Annotated in this window: 6 protein-coding genes; all 6 read left to right on the plus strand. The window is 34.2% G+C overall.

The features are described from left to right. The first annotated feature begins 15 nt into the window (after positions 1 to 15). Entirely contained in the window at positions 16 to 10,812 is a 10,797-nt protein-coding gene (locus tag C8N46_RS21035) for an RHS repeat-associated core domain-containing protein (RefSeq protein ID WP_108113435.1), read from the plus strand. Between the two features lie 4 nt (positions 10,813 to 10,816). Beyond that, positions 10,817 to 11,206: a DUF5071 domain-containing protein gene (locus tag C8N46_RS03415; RefSeq protein WP_146169715.1), complete on the plus strand. Its 390-nt coding sequence runs from the start codon at positions 10,817 to 10,819 to the stop codon at positions 11,204 to 11,206. A gap of 870 nt (positions 11,207 to 12,076) precedes the next feature. Then, a complete protein-coding gene (locus C8N46_RS03420) occupies positions 12,077 to 12,370 on the plus strand; it encodes a hypothetical protein (RefSeq protein WP_108113437.1) in 294 nt (97 codons plus the stop codon). A 379-nt stretch (positions 12,371 to 12,749) separates the two neighbouring features. Then, on the plus strand, positions 12,750 to 13,433 hold the full coding sequence (locus C8N46_RS03425) for a hypothetical protein (protein ID WP_146169716.1): 684 nt from the start codon (positions 12,750 to 12,752) through the stop codon (positions 13,431 to 13,433). A 457-nt stretch (positions 13,434 to 13,890) separates the two neighbouring features. Further along, a complete protein-coding gene (locus C8N46_RS03430) occupies positions 13,891 to 15,531 on the plus strand; it encodes a tetratricopeptide repeat protein (RefSeq protein ID WP_108113439.1) in 1,641 nt (546 codons plus the stop codon). A gap of 417 nt (positions 15,532 to 15,948) precedes the next feature. Next, a complete protein-coding gene (locus C8N46_RS03440) occupies positions 15,949 to 22,521 on the plus strand; it encodes a matrixin family metalloprotease (protein ID WP_108113441.1) in 6,573 nt (2,190 codons plus the stop codon). Positions 22,522 to 22,535: the final 14 nt, after the last annotated feature.

The raw sequence follows: 22,535 nt of genomic DNA on the forward strand, positions 1-22,535 counted from the left end.
CTAAAATATAAACACATGAAAATAATGAAATCAACATATATATTCAAAGTAGCACTCTGGATGAGTATATTCTGTACATATTCATTAGCCGTTGCTCAAGGAGAAATTCCAAGAGTTTCAGAACAGAGTACTACCTATATAAAAGGAGACATTGAAAGTAATATGATACAAGAGTTTGATGTATCTAACCTCAATACGACAAATAGTTTCATTTACAACCCAGAAGCCTATATTCTTTTAAATGTGAATAATGATATTGCTCCTTTTAGGCATTATTCATTTGAATTACAATTAAAAGTATATCCTGTGCTTTCTGACGGAAGTTTAGATACGCCTTATGATGAAGTCCTAAACGTTGATTTCAAGCCACATACAAACTTGGGAAATAGTGCAGATCAAGTCTATCATAAAATTTTAAATCGCTATGGCGTAAAAATAAATGTTGAAGGCTACTCTACTACGTATCATGATACCAATACCACTGTTTTGGAAGTTCCTGAAAATATTCAATTAGTGTTGGGATTTGAAGGAATTCGTGTCATAGATATTTCCAACAGCCCTGCTCCTACAGTTTCTACTTTGATTGAGAATCCTGAAAATACGAGCGAATATAAACTTTCATGGAATCCTGTAGCAGGTGCTATCTCTTATGATGTTGAATGGACTTGGATTGATAATTACGAAAATACACCAAGCACTATTTCCTTAACCGAAAAGGAATTTCAAAGAAACAGTACCCGAATTAACACAAAAAATGACCATTACGAAATCTCTGATATTTATGACAGTGGTTATATCATATACAGAGTTAGAGCTGTAGGACGATTTGCTGATGATTACACCACAAACTTTTACGGTCCTTGGAGTCAAACAGGAACTACAACCTCAACAGTAGCAGATTGGGTAAACGAAACCGTAACCGGACATGAGGATAATAAAAACTGGCAATTTCAAGCAAGTTATGCAGAAGAAGGCAAAAAGAAAGAAGTCGTTAGCTATTTTGACGGAACCTTACGAAATCGTCAGACAGTGACTAAAATCAATACGGATGATAATGCTATTGTAGGCGAAGTTGTGTACGACAATCAAGGGCGACCAGGAATCGAAATTTTACCTGCACCAACTACCAGTAATGAAATAAGATACTATGCCAATCATAACATCAACATGAGTAATCAAAAATATTCTCATATGGATTTTGATTGGGAAGGAACTTCTAGTACTACTAACTGTGATGTTGATGTGGAAGGAATGAAAAATACTTCTGGAACCAGTAAATACTACTCTCCTAATTATACAGGCTCGAGTGAATTTCACGATGCCGTTCCAGATGCACAAAACTTTCCGTTTTCTCAAATTCAATATACTCCTGACAACACAGGTCGAATCAAAAGAAAAAGTGGCGTTGGCGTTACACATAAATTAGGTTCTGGACATGAAATGAAATACTTCTACTCAAAGCCTTTTCAGAAAGAATTAGATCGTTTATTCGGAGCTGATATTGGTTGGGATTCATACTATAAAAAAAATACTGTAGTCGATCCTAACGGACAAGTAAGTGTGAGTTATGTAGATCCGCAAGGAAGAACCATTGCAACCGCTCTTACCGCAGACAATCCTGCATCACTTGATAGTCTTTACGAAGAAGAAAACGGTTCACACATAAATACCACGCTCGATTTATTAAATAAAGTAAATCCAAATGATGCTGATACCGATGACGATAATAACATTGCATTTAATACAGGAAGATTTCCAAATTTCAATGTCAACGACGGACTGAGATATGACGGATTTAGAACGGTCTCAAAAAATGGAGAAGCACACGATTTTAACTATAATTTGAGCATAAATGGTGAGTTTACGGATAATTGTGTAAACGAAACAACTCAAACAAGTACACTAATTACATTTCCTTTTTCTTATGACTTAGGAATCGATGTTAAAGACGAATGCGGAAATATCTTATACACTCATAATGAACAAGATATAAGTGAAACAGTCAATAAATCATTTTCAATAACACCTCCATTGGGTGATTTAGCCATTCATAAAACAGTTCAAGTAAACGAAGAAGCCCTTAATAAACACGCTGATGATTATATCACTGAAGGACAAACTAATGGCTGTATTTTAGAACCTTCTGACTTTGACGTTTCAGCTAGTATTGAAGATTGTTTTCCAACATGTGAAGAATGTGTGGATGCCATAACTGAGGATTTCGATAATGACGGAATTAGGGAGCAAGAAGATTATGTACAAACACAACTGTCTTATTACGATAATTTAGACCAACCAACCATTGATGCCCTAACTGGAAGATTTCAACGAGAGTATGACTTATTAGTGGAAGCGTGTATGGCACCATGTATTGCTGATGGAATGGTGTCAACAACCAATCCAAATGCTACAACGTTGGCTACCAATTCAATATCATGCGATGTTACTATACAAACACTTGTAAACGATATGAAGCCTGTTGGACAATATGGTAGACAAGTAAGTGAACTCAACAGTAATGGTGAATACGAATTAGTTGATGTTGTCCCTGAATTGAGCATCTTCGACGATGAAAATAATGTATTGACCAATCCATTTATTGAAAATTTATACGTCACTAGTGGATCTGGACAAAGTTTGCCTGCGAGATTTAGTTGGAAAACGCCTTTCAATCCAAAATATGGAGATCCATATCACTATTACGATGCTAATGGTGAGATTGTAAAAGTATTGATTCCAATCGATAATAACATTTATGGACTTACACAAGAAGATCCTCTAAACGCTGGATTTGCAGCTATTGAACCGCAAAACTTAAATGAAGAAGACTTTGAAACCTACTGGCAAGATCAATGGGCAGAATCCTTAGTAGCATTTCACCCAGAATATGTATATGCACATTTTTCTAATGAACTCTGTAATCTTACAGTGCAATTATCAATGGGAACTAGTGGAAGTTTTATAGTCAATGTTGATGGGTATGAAAATTATTTAAATGAACTTTCATTTTCCTTAGCTTCTGCACGTTATCTAAACTACAATGTTCTAGAAAATATCGTAAATCATGATCCATTATTTTATCATGACTTGCCTATTACATTAGGCTTTACAAATACCGATTTACATAGTGAAGTAGCTACGATTGCAGTAACCTCAAATTATGAAGGTACCAGTCAAACAATGCTACACAATGCACTCCTAACTGTTGCGTGCAATAGTATAGAGGGAAATTGCATTGTTGATATCAGTTCAATGTCAAATGAAGAAAAAGAAGAAGTATGGCCTATTTACAGAGGAATGTATCTTTCTTTTAGAGATCGTGTAAAAAGTGCTTTAGCAAACATGTATGCTATTCAAGAATACGCATATAATGGCTGTATTGGAGAGGATGCAGACAATCCTGGAAATCCAGTATTACGATTAAATGAATATTCAGGTAGTAATTTTGGACCTACTTCAGTACCAAGTGGGAATAATGAAAATGTTTGTGGTGTTAATGCTAATCTATATTTATCTAAAATAAAAAGATTTGTTTCTGAAGATTATAACTATGATTCAAGTCAAACTGTAGCAGAAATTGGACAACAATTAGAAGAATACACAGGATATCAATTTTATGTAAGCTCAGGACAATGTCCAATGAGTCGTGACTTTGAAACCTTTATCAAAGGAATTATTGCCAACACGAACGAAATCTCGCAGGCAAATAGTAATTCCCCAATTTTATTAGGAGATATCGGAGCCTTTGAAGGCAACTATCTTAGTATGAATCTCTTTGAAGATTTAGGAGGAGCAACTACAACTCAAGCAAATTCAAATACTGATATTGAGTTTGAGGCAACAGAAACTGGACAGGATTTAGCAGTCGTAATTACGGTCGGTAATCCTATAACAACTACCATGTTACCTATCAATTTTACCATCGAAGATCCAGCCTATAGCTGGAGCAACTATAATAATACTTGGCAAATCAGCGAGATAAGTCAATTCGCTTATACTAATTACAACGCTGCAGTTTCTCCTACTCGATTTGACTTCGAAATGGCTGCTAAAGTAGTCGTTCCTGGAAGTACCGCTGTCATTGCAGAAATTATCATTTCAGGAAATACCATTGCAAGAATTGGAGAATGTTTTGTCGATGGGCAAGATGATGTAGCAACCTACGGTGACGGTACTCCGATTGGAGAAGATTTAGGGAATGGCGGTGTATTAAATGATGATGTAGCCTGTCAAGACAAAGATGACTTTGCAGTAAGCATCAAAAATATGATGAACGCTATGTTACCGTTTTCAGGTACTTCTGTAAATCTACAATCAGTAGCAGCCTATAGTGCAGATGATTTTCTTCCTGAATTTTTAGGGGATGATCCACAAAGTATTTCGGCAGTTTGGAATAACAATGGAAATGGAAATTATACCATTACACTCGCAGGAAATACTGTATTAGAACTTTCTAATTTTTCAGATTTTATACATAATGGACAAACTATCAGTTTCGAATCATTAGCAAGTGGTGTTATTCCGTCACAAAATGGTATTTACGCTATCAATAATGTTAGTGTACAAGGAACAACGAACATTATTGTAGAAGCCATTGTTAATTATGCAACGACAGGACATTCTATCCCTTACATATTTACGGCTACTATAACTGCATTACCGTACGATTGCTGTACATACATTGATGGAGATGAAAGTGTAAATACCAATATTCCCGATTGTGGAACCATTGATAACGACCAAGATGGTATTTTTGACGATTGTGATAACTGCCTAAAGCATTACAATCCACAACAAACAGATAGTGACGGTGACGGAATTGGAGATGGTTGTGACAACTGTCAAAACACCTACAATCCTGACCAGTCCGATGTTGACCAAGATGGTATTGGTGACGTTTGTGACAGTGACTCTAGTAGCGTTACCTGTATTGCAGCCATTCAAGCAAATGAAGCAATTTTCAATACGGGAATGACACAATTATTGAACTCTGTATTGTCTAATGGAAACTTTTATTCGCAACATGAAGTGTCACAGTATTTCACTACTGAGTTACTAGAGTTCTTTACCGAAAATGCAAAGTTGCTCCATACTAATACTTCTATTACCTATAATTCTGTGATTTGGACAGCTCCTTTTGCCGTGAATACGAATCTACAAAATACAATAGAATTAGAATTTACAAATACAGGAACCTCCACACCTGCTTATTTTGTAATTGTAGAACTGACAGATACGTTAATGCAAAACGGAATTGCCAATGAAGCAAGTTTTACAGAAGTTGATCCGTACGGATTACCATCGAACACAATGCCAACACAATATGGTATCTTTTACGACAGTCCATATAGCAGTAACGCAGTCGCTTTAAGCAAAATTTATCAATCACCTGACAAAAGATACACAAGTTTATCTCCTTTAAACTTTGACTGTGATTTAAATGCTATCATAAGTAGTAATGGGCGACAAACAGCTCATAGAAACACTATAATTACTTTCCAAAAAGAAAATTCAGCCAGCTATGAACCTTGTACAACCTGTATTCCACAAACAATCACGCCTGTAGACAGAGATGTCATGTGGGAACGTTATACTAATGAAGTCGGAGATATTCCTAACTATACGATTCCTGCTCATCATACACTAGAGTATTTTGATAATATGAACTATCAATATATTACGGAAGGCTATATTGATTATTTAGAAACCTTCGCTGGAGGAACAGATGTAGTTGATATTGAAGCGCCGTATTTTTTAACCATTACTGAATTTGGAGCAACTCCATTAAACTACGGGTTCAATCTTAATGAGCAGGGCTATTTACCTATAATACAAGCATACAAAACGTATATTGACAATGCAGGAAACGCCGCCTTAACTCCTGAAGACCCAATGTATAAAACATGGCGTGAATTTGTCATTTATTATTTAGCAGAGCATCCTGAAATTTGTCCTCCAGGACTAATGATGACTACATTAGAACTCAATATTGACGATTCGTTGAGCGATTGTAGAGAATTTGCTATCAGTGTTGCAGAAGCGTATGGTGCTGATAATTACAATGCTTACATAGATAGAATCAAACAGCAATTCAAATTGGAATACACTTCGCAAGCTTTAGCAGCTTTAGTAGAAAAATTTGAAGTTAGCTATAAAGACAAAGAATATCAATATACGCTTTACTATTACGATCAAGCTGGGAATTTAACTCAAACAGTTCCACCACAAGGAGTAAATCGTACAGAATTTGCTGCTATAGATTTGGCACAAAATAATCAATTCCGTGAGGATAATGTAACCACGCCAATTTTACCAACACACGAATTAAAAACACAATACAAGTACAATTCGTTAAATCAATTAGTGTGGCAAAAAACACCCGATGGTGGCGAAACGGTATTTGCTTATGATGACTTAGGAAGAATTATCGCTTCTCAAAATGCAAAACAAGCAGAAACAACTCCTCACAAAAAATATAGCTATACCAGATATGATGGCTTAGGTAGAATTTTGGAAGCTGGTGAAATTGAAGATAATACTTCTTTATACAGCATTAGCGTTGAAGGGAAGTTGCTATACAACGAATCAAAAGTGAATAACTTTGATGCTACCTATGAATCAATGCGCAGAATAGAAGTCACACGAACTACGTATGACGACCGAATTCTTGTAGAAGAAACAGCCAATACGACGGTATATTCTTCAGATTTATTTACGGCAACTTATACACCTTTTAACAGTATCAACAGAGTGACTGCTGTATGCTATTTTGATGAAATTCCACCGAATAAGACGCCTAAGTTTGACAATGCACTATTCTACAATTACGATGTCCATGGCAATGTAAAAGAATTGGTAACCTATATCACAGAATTAAAATTGCCAAACTGTGAAGAACAAACAACCATTCTTGACTGCGAAGCACATCTCAAACGTGTGCATTATGAATACGATTTGATAAGTGGTAATGTACATCGAGTAACGTTTCAACCAGAAAAACCAGATCAATTCATTCACAAATATGAATACGATGCTGACAACAGAATTGTATCCGCATATACATCCAAAGATGGAAATATCTGGGAACAAGATGCTAAGTATCAGTACTACGAACACGGTCCGTTAGCCAGAGTAGAACTTGGTGATAAAAAAGTACAAGGAACCGATTATATCTACACCTTGCAAGGTTGGTTAAAATCCGTAAATGGTGAAAGTCTAGCAGACGCTACTAACGATTTTGGATACGACGGAATCGCTTCCCGTAGCAATATGGCGAAAGATGCTTTTGGATACGCTTTGCATTACTATGATGGTGACTACACGCCAAGCAACACTGCTATTTCAGGAAATGTATTCAAGCTTTCAAATGCTTCAGTAGTAGCTCCTAATAACAAAAATCTTTACAATGGAAACATCAAAACAATGATGACTTCCTTACGCGATCAAAATGAGCATATCTTAACAACGCAGGTAAACAATTACACCTACGATCAGTTAAACAGAATCAAAGCCATGAATTCCAAAGCGGTGACTGACAAGCCACTGAATTCATTACAGGCGCAAGAAAGTTATGCATCATCATACACATTTGATAAAAATGGAAACTTACAAACATTACAAAGGTATGTGCCTGAAAACGGTGTCCTGAAAACAATGGACAATTTTGAGTATAAATACATTACCGAAAATAATGCTCCAACAAACAAACTTGCCATTGTAAGTGATGAAATATCCGCAGCTGATAAATACGAAACTAGTGCAGATATTGAAGACCAAATAGACTTCTTAACTGGCTACGGTTACAACTATAATACTGACCCAAACAGTACCGACAATCATAACTACATCTATGATGAAATTGGACAGTTGATTGAAGACAAAACGGAAGGATTACAAATCTTTTGGCGAGTTGATGGTAAGGTTAAAGAAGTGCATAAATTGCCATATATGGCAAAAGGAATTCCTGATGTAATTGCGTTCCATTATGACGGATTAGGAAACCGAATTGGAAAATCAACCTATAAAAAAGGCAATAGTAACGATAAAGAAACTACCTTTTATGCGCGTGATGCTCAAGGAAATGTATTGGGAATCTATGACGTAACAACCTCTAGAAATCTGTATGATTTTGACATAGAAATGGTTCAAAAAGAAAATCATATCTACGGAAGTTCGCGCTTAGGAATTGAAAATGTTGGAAAAACACTCGTGAATGAAAACTTCCCTACAGAAATACAAACGGGAACCTCAGGAAGCGGCGTTCCTGTACTAACAGGTGGTTTTACAAAAAGTGGATTGCGTACCACTCCAGAAACATATTTCTATTGGCCACAACCAACTACAAATTCAAGCGCTACTAGTGAGTTTAGAGGAGTTAACATTCAAACACAATTCAAAATTGAGACCAATCATTCAAGTAATCCAATAGCAATCTTACGACATGCCAATGTTAAGGATGGAAAATATGATGAATATGTTGAGGCAACCATTTATGTAATCAAAAGTTCTACCACCAATAAGTATGCTTTTTATATGCGTATTCGCGAAGAGTACGAAGATATTAAAAACAATGGTGAAGGATATTATACGAGTAAATATTACATCACTCCATACAAATTCACCGAAGATCACTTACAAACTAAAGGACTCAAAGTAAACTGTAACTACTTTGGTGAAAATGCAAATATCACGATTGATGGTATTACCTATTCTCCATCTGACCCAGTAAACCAACTCATTGTTTCCAATACAGATACAGGAACATTAACACAAATCAACACACAAAGTCGTGGCTATATTTATAGAACTCCAGGATTGGTAACACAAGATGTTGCGTATTTAAAATATCATTTTGACTTCTCCGAAAGTGATGCTGAAACGATTTATTTCCCAATGTTGGATGAGGATTTTTTCATGAACAACTTAGGAGAGGAAATGAGAATTGTCAGTACCATTACACCTACGCCTACACCAAGCGATTATACAATTCCAAATGCTTTCCATACAGATACAGACAATGACGGAATCGATGATTATTTGGAAGACATCAATCAAGATGGAAATGCAGACAACGATGATGCAGATGGTGATGGAACCGCCAATTATCTTGACGATGATGATGATAATGATGGCGTACCAACAAGTGTGGAAGACGCCACAGACAATGACAATGACGGAATTCCAAATTATTTAGACACGGACGATGACAACGATGGCTATCTCACTTCCGTAGAAGGACAAACTGACGATGACAATGACGGAATTCCAAATTATCTAGACAATACCTACTATGAAAATCCTGTCAATGGACCGTTAGCGTACACCAACAACACCAACTATATTGGAGACAAAGCCTATGAATTATCCAATCACTTAGGAAACGTATTAAGCGTCATCACTGATAAAAAAGTAGTAGCCTACGGAAGTCAAACCAACAAAATTGCGGGTGACTTAGAAAGTTTTGTGGAAGATGGCGAAGGTGTGGAATTGGTCTTAAACGGCACCTTACAAGTGGCAACTACCAATAACGATACAGGAACGTATTTCCAGGTAGATTTTACGGAAAATACAGAATATCAAATCGTAACGGACATTATAAAAGACAATTACAATGCCGATATCAAAGTAGAAATTGCAGAAGAAGGTGGCACTGTGTATCATACAGGATTCATTACACAAAGTGAACTCAATGCCTTTACATTTACAGCGCCTGTGACAGCTACATACAAGGTTCGTTTCTTAAAATCGCATCAAAATACAGGAGATACCAGTATCGAAGCATTCTATATCAAAGATTTTAGTATATTTACCGTAGTAGAAACCCAAGAAGTAACAGGGTTCCTACCAGACGTTCTTTCATATAACGATTACTATCCGTATGGAATGCTACTTCCAAAGAGACATGCAAGTGATGAGAGTTATAGATACGGCTTCCAAGGACAAGAAAAAGATGATGAATTGAAAGGAGAAGGGAATAGTCTGAATTATAAATATCGTATGCACGATCCTAGGATTGGTAGGTTCTTTGCTACCGATCCTTTAGAAAAAATATATTCTTACAATTCTCCGTATGCTTTCAGTGAAAATAAAGTCATTAATTTTATTGAATTAGAGGGATTAGAAACACCTGATGATGTAGCAGCAGCAGCAGCTGGTCCTCCAGGATGGGCATATTTATTTATAAAATGGACAGGTATTGCAATCATCTCTTATACAGCTTATAGAACTGGGCAAGAACTTAAAGAGAATTTTAAAGATGCTCCTCCTTTGGAAATAGATGTACCAGTGATTACAACTATTCCAAAAGTTGAGGCAACAGATAAACCTGAACATGATCCAAATAACGATAAAGAGCCCAAACCTGAAGATAACCCTAAACCAAAAATACCTACACCAAAATTTCAATCTGATACTGATACTAATACTGATACTGATGATGACGATGATGATGACTATGTTTACAGATCTGGTGGATTTACTAATAAGACTTTTACGCCAAGAGAAAAAGATACAGAACCTGGACCAAAAAAAGGATTATCTACTTACAGGGATCCATTAAAAGCAGCTAATGGTAAAAAAGGAAAGGTTCATAAAATAAGTGTCAAAAAATTGAGGTCTTTTGGGTTTAGATTAGTAGAAGATCCTACCGATGGACATGTGAGTATTTTACCTGCTTTGGATACTGAAGATGATAAGCTCTTAAAAGATTGGGCTAGTACTAGGGAAGAAGCTGATTCTGGAGGTAAGGTTCATGTTTACACAAGACTTGTTCAACATTCAGTAGTTAAAACCGAAATTGTCAAACCAAAATAAATTTATGAAACCATATATACCAAAAAATAAATCTGATGAAGAATTTCACTTATTTTTAAATAAGAAAAAAATAAATGAAATAAGGGAAGATGTATATTTATTATTAGAATGGTTACAAGATATTAATTGGCCAGTTGTGAAATATGTCTCAGCATATTTAAATGAGTATACTAATGAAATTGCTGATGATATTATAAAAGTATTGAATGGGACTGATGAAGAATGGAAATATTCTATAATGCATACTTTAATTTTAAATTCTAATAAGAAACCTAATGAATTCATTTTAAATAGAATTAAAAAAATTTATTATTCTCCCACTGAAGAAGAAAAATATGCAGAATTAGTAGAAATTGCCGAAGATATTTTGAATAAATATGACGGTAGTTGTTAGCCTACTCTAGAGCTAGTTTCTAACTAGTACCAAACCCAAGTAAGAACAAAAAAGAAAAAGCTATACAACAAAAATGTATAGCTTTTTCTAATATAAAATTGTCTCGTCCTGAAATAGCGGTGCAATCTCTACGACTATTTTAAAATAAACTGCCCCATTTATGGAGGGCGGAACGTTAAGAAAATGTTTAGTAAACATTTTTAGTGAACGAGCCAGCTGGCGCGAGGGTAAATAGAGATAGTTATAATTTTAACTTTAAAATTCACTATATTTATAAAAAGGGAAGTATCAAAAAAATGCTTCCTTTTTCTTTTTGGTTTAATGAGTTGGTTTTAAATACATCCTCTACATCTATTTTTATCTTGAGCGGAGTCGAAGGATTTCTTGTTTTCTGTTCGTCTTAGCTGTTTTTGGTGTACAAAACCTGCTTTTTAGGTATTAAAATTGCTAGGAATTCCATGAAAAGATTCTTTTGGTTTACCAATACGTATATAATTAAAAAAGAAAAAGTTTTGCATATTGTTCATGCTCAATCTATTTATATTCTCATCATGTAATAATTCCCATGAGAGGTACTTACAAACAAACGGGAGTGTTTATGAATCGTATTAATAGTGAATCTTACTGGAAACTTCATGAATTTTTCAATTTAAACTCAAAAGTTTTGAGGTTTTAAATACTGAATTCTTTTTTTAAACTGAAGTGGTTTAAACTTTTTGTTTTGTAGCGAAAATTATAAATTTTTTGACCTGATGAAGCCTTTTTTGAGTAGCATAGCCGTAGCTACGTTACGAAAAAAAGTCAAAATCAGGGCGAAACAAGATAAATTTGAAACCATAAGAAAAAGTTTAAATCACTTCACTGTAAAATATGGAATACATAGAAGATGAAATTAGAAAATATATTTGTTATCAAAATGATGTCAAATTATTTTTAAAAAATAAAAAAATACATGGCGAACCAATAGATGTTGACATAAAAGATTATGGCTTGACTAGCAATTTATGTAGAAAGATTCATGACCTATCGGATATGGCGTATTTATACAAAAAAAATCTATTAGGCGTAATAATGAAAGAAGATTTTGAGAAAGAATTAAAAACACTTAATTCTAATCTACAAAAAGCTGAAATTTTGGAATTATTGTTAGAGGTTAGAAAATAGGTAATGGATCAAAATGGTAGTGTAGCAAATTAGCACTTGGTATTTTGCTATTATGAAATGTAGTAGTTGTAACAAATCGAATTGTATTAAAAAAGGAAAATAAAATAATATTCAACATTTTTATTGTAAGAATTGTAAAATATTTTCAGTCTAGTTATAAGTACTTAGCTTATCAAAAATTATCAAGAAAAATGATTTGCTTTCCAAAAAATCAAAAATACCATGAAGCCTATTTAAAATATATTCTTGGAGATAAAATCTTCAAAAATATTCAGTAGTTTTGTATATTGAAAATACAAAATTCTGTAGAATAACCTTCCCTCATAAATACAATTCTTTGATAACCATCAATAAATTAATAACAAAAAACAACAAATTAATGAAACACATTTTTAAAGCGCTGTTAGCATGCAGTATAATTTTAGCAATCAGTTGTAGTAATAATGATGAGGGTTCAGGAGATGAATTATCATTCAATCCAGAGGATTACCACTATTTTATAAGCGGTAAAATCAATGGAGAATCTTTTTTATATGGACAAAGAAAAGATGCAACAACTGTAGATTATAATATTATTCATTCTGGAGGAACTACTACTGAATGTGCTTATTATCCTGAAACAGGAGGAGTTAATTACTACTCTGGAGTATATCCAAATTTCGAAGAAGAAACACTACCTTCAATGAATTTTGGCTTTGTTCGTTTTTATCTCTGTTCAGAGATGGATGCTACAAGTCAATCAGCAGTTTTTAATGAGCGTTTTGCACTAGGTAATTATGAAATAGCAACAAAAGATGATATATCAGGCACAACTGGAGGAATATATTTTGAGTATTCGTCAAATTCTCTAGAAGGACCTTATTATAATTCTAACGGAGACCAATCTAGTAGTTATTGTGAAATTACGTCATCTACAAATGCAAATCAATATCTTTTAGAAGTATTAGTAAATTCACAACAGATAATTGAAGGTAATTTTTCGGTAAAACTTTATAACGAAGAAGACAGTTCGGATGTTATTGAAATAACAGATGGCTCATTTAAACTTCGTCCTCGTATTTAATTGATAATACTTACTCCTGCTAGCGCTAGCTTGTAGCTAGTGGCATGCATGAGTAAAAAAACATATGAAAAGCTATACAATAAAACGTATAGCTTTTGTATTTTACGATAATAAGCAGAAACTATAAATTCCAATTTTCACGGTTTTTAAAAATGGGAGTCTTTATGGAACCTTTTTTAACGATTATTGAGTAGTATCAAAAAAATAGGGTATGTAGAAAAATGGTCTAAAAAACTTGGTAAGTTGGCGGTTTCACGGAAATTATACACACACAAAAAAGCCACCCCTAATGGATGGCTTTTGAAAGCTTTGCTCTCCTAAGTACCCTAATATCGAACCACAAAAAATCTTAAAACCCTTCAGTATTAAAAGAAAATTGTACCTTATTTGAACCCTACTTAAGTTTCAATGTTGATTTTTTTTTATTTTCTTTGTAACAAGAGTTGATTTAAATCTAATGTCTGTTAAAAATTTCTTTTATCATTTTGTACTATTATACCTGAGTTTTCTAATACCCCTGAATGCCCAAAATTCTGGTTTTGAAAATGATAGCACGACTTTTGAGCAGCGTTTCCTTTCGATAGATAACGACTTTAAATTTGATTTTGCCAAAACAGCGAAACAGTACAGAGCAATTCTTTCAACTGTGGATAGTTTGATAAAAAAACATCCTAAACAAACGTATTTTTTAAGAAGGAAAGCAGATATTCTTAATAAAAGAGCCCTGGTATATATTCAGGAAGCAAAGTTTACAGAAGCCTTAGAATATCTCACAGAATCCATTGGTATTAGGGATAAATATGGCAAACCTAACGACGCATCTAGCTCTTATTATCTTATGGGTATTGTTTGGGTGAGGCAAAATGAATACGAACGTGCCAAAACCTATTACGATTCTGCTTATATAATGACAGAGCGTAATATTAAAAAAGGGAAACCGCACCATTCGTTTAAAGCCACACTACTTAATTTATATGGGAGTCATTATGCTAATCTTGATAGTATCTCTAAAGCAGAATATTATTTTAAAAAAGCTATAAACTTTGCTGATTCTTTAGGTAGTAAAGGGACTGGAGCTATGAATCGTATTCAGTATGCTGAGGTATTGCACGACAAAGGCCGATTGAGCGAAGCTTTACAGTTAAGAGAACAGGCACTTAGAAACTTCCGAGATATTGGACACAAGGAAGGCGAAATGAATGCACTTTCAGATTTAGCTATTAGTTATAATGCCTTAGGCAACCATCATAAAGCCTTGCCTTTGATGCAGGATTATGTGGATTACCTCAAAAAAACCAATCAAAAGGGTAGGTTGATGGTTTATTACTCAGACTACATTAAGGTTCTTGAAAAAAACAGAAAGTTTGAGTTGGCATTTCAAGAGCAAAAGAATCATTTGACTCTTAGGGACTCTGTGAAAAATGCTGAAAAATATAAAGAATTGGCAGACTTGGATGCCAAGTTGAAATACGAGTCCAAAAAGGCGGTTGATAGTTTAAAGATTATTTCAGAGCGAAAATTAGTTGAAGCTGAACAGTCGAAAAAAGCGAGTGTTAGGTTTTGGGTGGTCGTATCAGTTTTGTTGTTTGTCCTTGGCATTATCGCGTTTTTCTATTTCAGAAACAGACAGCGTATCAAAGAACAAGCATATCAAAACATATTGCTCAATAATAAGGTGGCTACAAAAACCGAAGAAATCAACGAGTTGCTGACCGAAACCATTCAACATATCAAATCCAAAGAGCGTATAGCTGAAAATCTTCAAAAGCTTTCTAACGAGCAAGAGGGCATTACCTTAAAAAGTATTATTGCCGACTTAAAAGCTAGCAAGGCAGATAATGCTAAACTTATGCTCATTAAACAAAATATTGAACAGGTTAATTTTGAATTCATCAAAAAATTGAAAAATCTACATCCCGAACTTACCAAAACCGATGTTGAAATCTGTTCCCTAATCCGTATTGGATTAAGCCGAAAAGAAGTGGCAAATCTTCGAAATACATCTCTAGAAGCTGTGAAAACATCTCGTTTTCGAATTAAGAAAAAGCTCAATCTTAGTTCTGCACTTAGTCTTGATGACTACATTAACTCACTGTAAAACAATTATTTAAAATTTTGAACCCTATTTTGAACCCTGCTATTTTTAGGGCTCAATGCTTGTTGAACGATATATTTGGTCAAAAATTAGTAATCTACTACTTCAAAATAGCATCATAGTGAAAATATCAAAAGATAATAATATTACAAAAATAACGAACAGGGTTTTTAAAAAGAAAGTCAACTGTTTGCATGTGATGAAATTTCAAGCAGATTTTTTAAAACAACATTTAGCCGAACTAAAAAAGCTGAAAAAAAGAATTGAGAAAATGAAATAGTGCACGTAAAGCCATATGTTCTATGTACCCTATTTGAACCCATAAAATCTTTTATTAGAACGGTTTTGTCTTATTTATTTGTCAATTATACCGTTTATCGACAAAAACAGTACCTAAACGTAAAATTAAATCAATCCTAAATGAAAACTAAACTACTTATTTTAACTTTTTTGACAATTCCTTTTTGGAATTTTGGACAAAACTGTGGGGCGCTTATGGAACCTGTTTCCCTAGAAGTGCGAGCGAGTGAAGCTACTAAAATTATTGAAGGAGAAGTAATTGATAGCCAAAGCCTATGGGATGTAAATCTTAAAAACATCTACACTATTTATACGGTTAATATCTACACAAACATGAAGGGAAGCAATACCTCAACTTCCATTAATGTTGTAACAATGGGTGGGCAAGTAGGCGATGCTATTCAAGTAACTTCAAGTGAAGCCAATTTACAAGTTGGTACTGTCGGTACATTTTTCCTGAAGAATTTTACAGGTAATCTGAATGCATCAGGCACATTATATCAAATGGTTGCTGCTGCCCAAGGGATTATTAAATATGATAAGTTTAAGGATGAAGCTTCTGATGTTTTCAATACTTACAATTCAATCGAAAACAAATTATATAATAGAATTCAGCAAGCAACAGGACGCAGTTTTCAAACTATTCAAGCTCGACCTAGTAGAACAACGAATACTAATAAAAGTTTTTTAGCAACACCTACTGTTTATAGTTTTTCACCGCTAACAGCAACAGCTGGAACACAAACAATTTTAACACTAACTGGAATAAATTTTGGAACTACTCAAGGAACTGTTGGGTTTTCATATGCCTCAGACGGTGGTGCTAGCCATGTCAGTGCAGCAGATTCAGAAGTAGTAAGCTGGTCTGATACAGAAATACAAGTTGAAATACCATATTTTGCAGGAACTGGGACTATCATTGTGACTAATGATAGTGGTGAAAGTACTGAACCTAATGTCGATTTATCAATAACTTATAGCCATCTCAATGCAATAGGTAGTACCGCAGTGTATCCTTCTGTATTACAGGATGATGATGGGAATGGTGGTTATACATTTCAATATCATACCGACTTTGATACTAGCAATGCAAAGACTTATTTTGAGGAAGCCTTTGGTTTATGGAACTGTGAATCGGATGTGAATTTTACGTTTAGTGGCACAACAACTACAGATGAGTCAGTAAATGATGGTATCAACATTGTTCGATTTGATAACGGAAGTGAATTGGCAACAGGAGTCTTAGGGCAAGTAACCACACGTTTTTTAGGAACCTGTTCCACCACTAACAGAGCTATTGTTAGCGAAATGGACATTACTTGGAATGATAGCACCAATTGGTACTATGGTAACGGAACACCATCATCTTCTCAATACGATTTTAAAAGTGTTGCCTTACACGAATTGGGGCACGCTCATCAATTGGGTCATGTAATAGACAGCAATGTGATTATGCATTATAACATTGGTACTGGTGTGAGCAAATATTCGCTAGATCAAAACGATATTGATGGTGCCAATTATACCATGGGCTTATTTACGCAATCTGCTGGTTGTGGTGTTTCGGCAATGACTGACAATATACAGTGTTGCGATGCAATGGCTATAACAACCCAACCACAAAGCACAACGGTTGAAGCAAATAATGGTACAGCTCAATTTACAATTGTAGCTGAAAATTATGATACTGTGCAATGGGAAGAATCGGGTGATGGTGGCGATACCTGGTTTACCATTTCAGACAATACCATATATTCTGGAACAACGACAACAACTTTGTCGGTTACAGATGTACCTGAGACCAGTGATTTGTATTATAGGGCTATTTTGAGTAATGTCTGCGGAGATAGTCTTACTTCAAGTGACGCTAATTTGATGTCTATTCAATATACACAAATCCCAGACTCTAATTTTGAAGCTGCTTTAGAGGCATTGGGTTATGATGATATCTCTGGTGACAATAAAGTGCCTACAGCAAATATTGAAAACCTAACCAGTTTAATCGTTACTAATGCAAGTATAACGGACTTATCTGGAATTGAGGATTTTCGGGATTTAGAGACACTTAATTATAGTAATAATTCAGTTACAACTGTAGATTTAAGCAACAATTCAGCACTTAAAAATATAGCTGCTCGTTACAACGGAATTACAACAACCATTGATGTAAGTGCCAACACAGCTTTAGAAAAATTATTTTTAGAAAATAATAGTGTTACTAGTATTGACTTATCTAATAATCCAAACTTAATTGCTGCATGGTTTCAAAATAACAATCTGACTTCAATAGATGTAAGTAATAATCCAGCATTAACTGCACTTGGGATTCAAGGAAATTCAATTACAAGTTTAGATGTTTCTAATAACACATTGCTTGCCCAACTTTATGCTGGAAGTAATTCTATTACAAGTGTTGATTTAAGTAACAACCCTGACCTATTTGTTGTTGGGTTAAACGCAAACGATTTATCAAGTTTAAATATTCAAAATGGAAATAACACAGCTATTACCACATTTTCGTTAGCAGATAACCCGAACTTGACTTGTATCTTAGTAGATGATGCCACTTATTCTACAGTAAACTGGACAAGTATAGATGCTCAAACTTCATTTAGTGATACAGTGTGTTATACTGAATACACCTCAATACCAGACACTAATTTTGAAGCAGCGTTAGAGGCTTTGGGATATGATGATATTTCTGGCGATGGACAAGTACCTACAGCATTAATTGAAACCCTTACTTCTTTGTATGTTTCAACACAAAACATTTCAGACCTTACAGGAATAGAAGATTTTACACTACTTCAAGAACTAGGAGTAAGTGAAAATAATTTAACTTCTCTTGATTTGTCATCAAATACAAATATGATGTTTTTAGTAGCTGATGATAATCAACTGAATTCAATAAACGTATCGAATCTCGCTAACTTAAGTTTATTAAATATTCACACTAATCAATTAACTTCACTTGACTTGACTAGTAATACCTCACTAACCGAGGTATATATATACAATAACGATTTACAAGTATTGGATATAAGAAATGGAAACAATACAAGCATCACAAATTTTGAGGCCACAAACAATACAAATCTTGATTGTATTTCTGTGGATGATGCAACTTATAGCGCAACAAATTGGACAAACATAGATGCCCAAACCAGTTTTTCAGAAACCGCCTATTGTGGTTACACCCAAATTCCTGATGCTAATTTTGAAGCTGCTCTTGAAGCCTTAGGTTATGATGATATTTCTAGTGATGGGCAAGTACCTACAACATTTATTGAAACAGTAACCTCATTAAATGTTAATAGTGAAAGTATTTCTGATATTACAGGAATAGAAGATTTTGCAGCACTAGAAGAATTGTACATAAATAACAATCAACTTATCAGTATAGACTTAAGCAGCTTATCTAATTTAAGAAAGCTTTGGAGCGTGAATAACAATTTTACAAGCTTAGATTTCTCTAACAATCCATTGATGCAGGATATACGGGTAGAAGGGAATGATTTAACCACACTAAATGTTAGTGGGTTAACTAACTTAACGATACTACAAGCCAATAACAATCAATTAGAAACAATCGATTTGAGCAGCAGTGATTTATTGTTCAGACTTAGATTGTATGGCAATAATATACAGACATTGGATTTGTCAAATAACATTGCTTTGACAGAATTACAATTACAATATAATGCACTAACGTATTTGAATCTGAAAAATGGAAATAATACAAATTTAAGTCTTGTTAAATTAGATAATAACCCAGAATTGTATTGTATTCTCGTAGATGACGCAACATATAGTGCTACAAACTGGACATCTGTGGATGCTCAAGTGGTATTTAATGATGGTGTGTATTGTGATTATACCCAAATACCAGATGCAAATTTCGAACTCCAACTGGAAGTTCTAGGTTATGATGATATTTCAGGTGACGGACAAGTACCAACCATACTTATTGAAAGTATTACCTCATTGGCAATAATTGACGAAAACATTACAGATTTTACAGGGATACAAGATTTTATTTCCCTTGAATATCTTGAAATTAGGGACAACCCGATAGTAGTTCTAGATTTAAGTCAAAATTTAGCACTTCAGCATCTGAACATCAATGATTGTGGTATGACTTCAATTGACCTCACAAATAATACGGCCTTAACATACTTAGATGCAGATGGTAATGATTTTACTACGATTGATTTGGTTAACAACACATCATTGCAAACCCTATTGCTAAGTCGTAATTTTTTAAGTGAATTAGAATTAGTGAACCAAACTGCGCTTGTTGTACTGGACCTGTCTGATAATATCTTAACAAGTTTAAATCTCCAAAATGGTAATAATTCGAACATAACAGCAATTGACTTAACGGATAATACAAATTTACAATGTGTTAAAGTGGATGATGCAAATTACAGTACAACCAATTGGACTAATATTGATGTTCAGACCAGTTTCAGTAATATGTATTGTACTTATACACAGATACCAGATGCTAATTTCGAAGCCGAATTAGAAGCATTGGGCTATGATGATATTTCTGCGGATGGACAAGTACCTACAGCGCTAATTGAAGTAGTTACAAGTTTGAGTATGGTGAATAAAAATATTTCAGATATTACTGGTATTGAAGATTTTATTTCACTTGAAGAATTATACATAAGCAACAATAATATCTCAACTATTGATTTATCGACACTTACAAATCTTGAGAAATTTTGGGGTTTACTTAACAACTTTGTTTCTTTAGATTTTAGTAATAATCCATTGATTCGTGATATACGAGTTGAATTAAACAACCTAAGCTCAATAAATCTTTCACAAGCGAGTCAGTTGACCATCTTACAGGCCGATAGAAATTATCTTACAGAAATAGATTTAAGCAACTCTCCGCTTTTAACGCGTGCAAGGTTAGATCAAAATGATTTGACCTCTCTAGATGTATCAAATAATCCACTATTATCTGAATTAAGAGTTCAGCTGAACCAGCTTAATTATTTAAACGTACAAAGTGGTGGTAATACTGCAATCAATAATTTTAATGCTACAAACAATTCAGAACTTGCTTGTATCTTAGTTGATGATGCAGCTTATAGCACAACCAATTGGACTAACATTGATGCTCAAACGAGTTTTAGTGATACGTATTGCGAATACACCCAAATTCCAGATGCTAATTTTGAGGCTGCTTTAGAGGCTTTAGGTTATGATGATATTTCTGCAGATGGTCAAGTACCTACCGAATTAATTGAAAGTATTACTACCTTATCAGTAGGCAATAAGAATATATCAGATTTTACAGGAATTGAAGATTTTACAAGCATTCAAAGCTTGTATGTACACGATAACCCGATAACAACAATCGATTTAAGTAATAATTTGAATTTATCAAATTTCAGAGCACTACGTTGTAATTTATCATCTTTAGACCTTAGTACTAATACTTCTTTAAGTTATTTAGATATCACAGACAACGACCTTACAGAATTAAATTTAGCTAATAATATAGCATTAACTACTTTGATTTGTCCTGATAACCTATTGAGTTCCTTAGATGTAAGCAATATAACCGTTTTAGAAGAATTAGAAGCAAATAATAATCTATTAACTTCTTTAACTTTAGGAACACATGATGATTTGGTATCATTACTGTTAGATAATAATGAACTAACTGAGTTAGATCTTTCAGCATATCCAAACTTAGAATATGTAGTGTTAAACGACAACAATCTAACTGCTTTAAATCTTCAAAGTGGTAGTAATCAATATATTTTCGATTTTGATATTACTAACAACCCTGATCTAATCTGTGTATTGGTAGATGATGCTACCTATAGCACAACCAACTGGACAAGTATTGATTCTCAAACCAGTTTTAATGAAACAACTTGCGATTACATAATGGTTGATATTGATGTTTTCCTTCAAGGCGCATTGTTAAACCCTTATACTGGTGAAGAAAGTTTAATGAGAGATGATTTGAGAGCAAGTGCCATGATTAATGCCAATTCACCTTATTCTGATGGTCAGGTTATTACTGAAACGATAAACCTTGATGATAATGGTTCAGATTCAATGGTAGATTGGATTTGGGTGGAACTTCGTGATGCTACAGATCCTACATTAGTCATAACAGGACAATCTGCTATTTTACAGCGAGATGGAGATGTTGTATCAAATGTCAGCGATTTGGCAACTGCACTTACATTCAACGTAACGCCTGGTGACTATTATATTGTTGTTTCACATAGAAATCATCTCGGAATAATAACAGCAAATGCCATAACATTAAATCAATCTACAACAACTGTCGATTTTACAGATGCTAACAACCAAATTACTTACGGCAGTAATGCACAGGCCACTTTTGGTATGCCAACAGATACTGTTGCTATGTGGGCTGGTGACGTTAATGGAGATGGTATTGTACAATATTCAGGTACTAGTCCTGATACACCAGATATTTTATCTGAAGTATTGAACGATTCGGGAAATTTCTTGAATTTTCCAACATATACAATCAATGGTTACAACAACTACGATACCAATTTAGACGGGGAAACTCAATATTCAGGGACTAACCCAGATGTACCTTACATACTACAGAATGTATTAGCACATCCAGGGAATTTCCTAAACTTTAGCACCTATCAAATTACAGAACAACTACCATCAAATTAATTTACATAACCTAG

The sequence above is a fragment of the Kordia periserrulae genome (genome assembly GCF_003054265.1).
Lineage (GTDB): Bacteria > Bacteroidota > Bacteroidia > Flavobacteriales > Flavobacteriaceae > Kordia > Kordia periserrulae.

What these genes read in the sequence shown, in the direction of transcription:
- C8N46_RS21035 (WP_108113435.1), top strand. Translation starts at nt 16, where the DNA reads ATGAAAATAATGAAATCAACATATATATTCAAAGTAGCACTCTGGATG.
- C8N46_RS03415 (WP_146169715.1), top strand. Translation starts at nt 10,817, where the DNA reads ATGAAACCATATATACCAAAAAATAAATCTGATGAAGAATTTCACTTA.
- C8N46_RS03420 (WP_108113437.1), top strand. Translation starts at nt 12,077, where the DNA reads ATGGAATACATAGAAGATGAAATTAGAAAATATATTTGTTATCAAAAT.
- C8N46_RS03425 (WP_146169716.1), top strand. Translation starts at nt 12,750, where the DNA reads ATGAAACACATTTTTAAAGCGCTGTTAGCATGCAGTATAATTTTAGCA.
- C8N46_RS03430 (WP_108113439.1), top strand. Translation starts at nt 13,891, where the DNA reads ATGTCTGTTAAAAATTTCTTTTATCATTTTGTACTATTATACCTGAGT.
- C8N46_RS03440 (WP_108113441.1), top strand. Translation starts at nt 15,949, where the DNA reads ATGAAAACTAAACTACTTATTTTAACTTTTTTGACAATTCCTTTTTGG.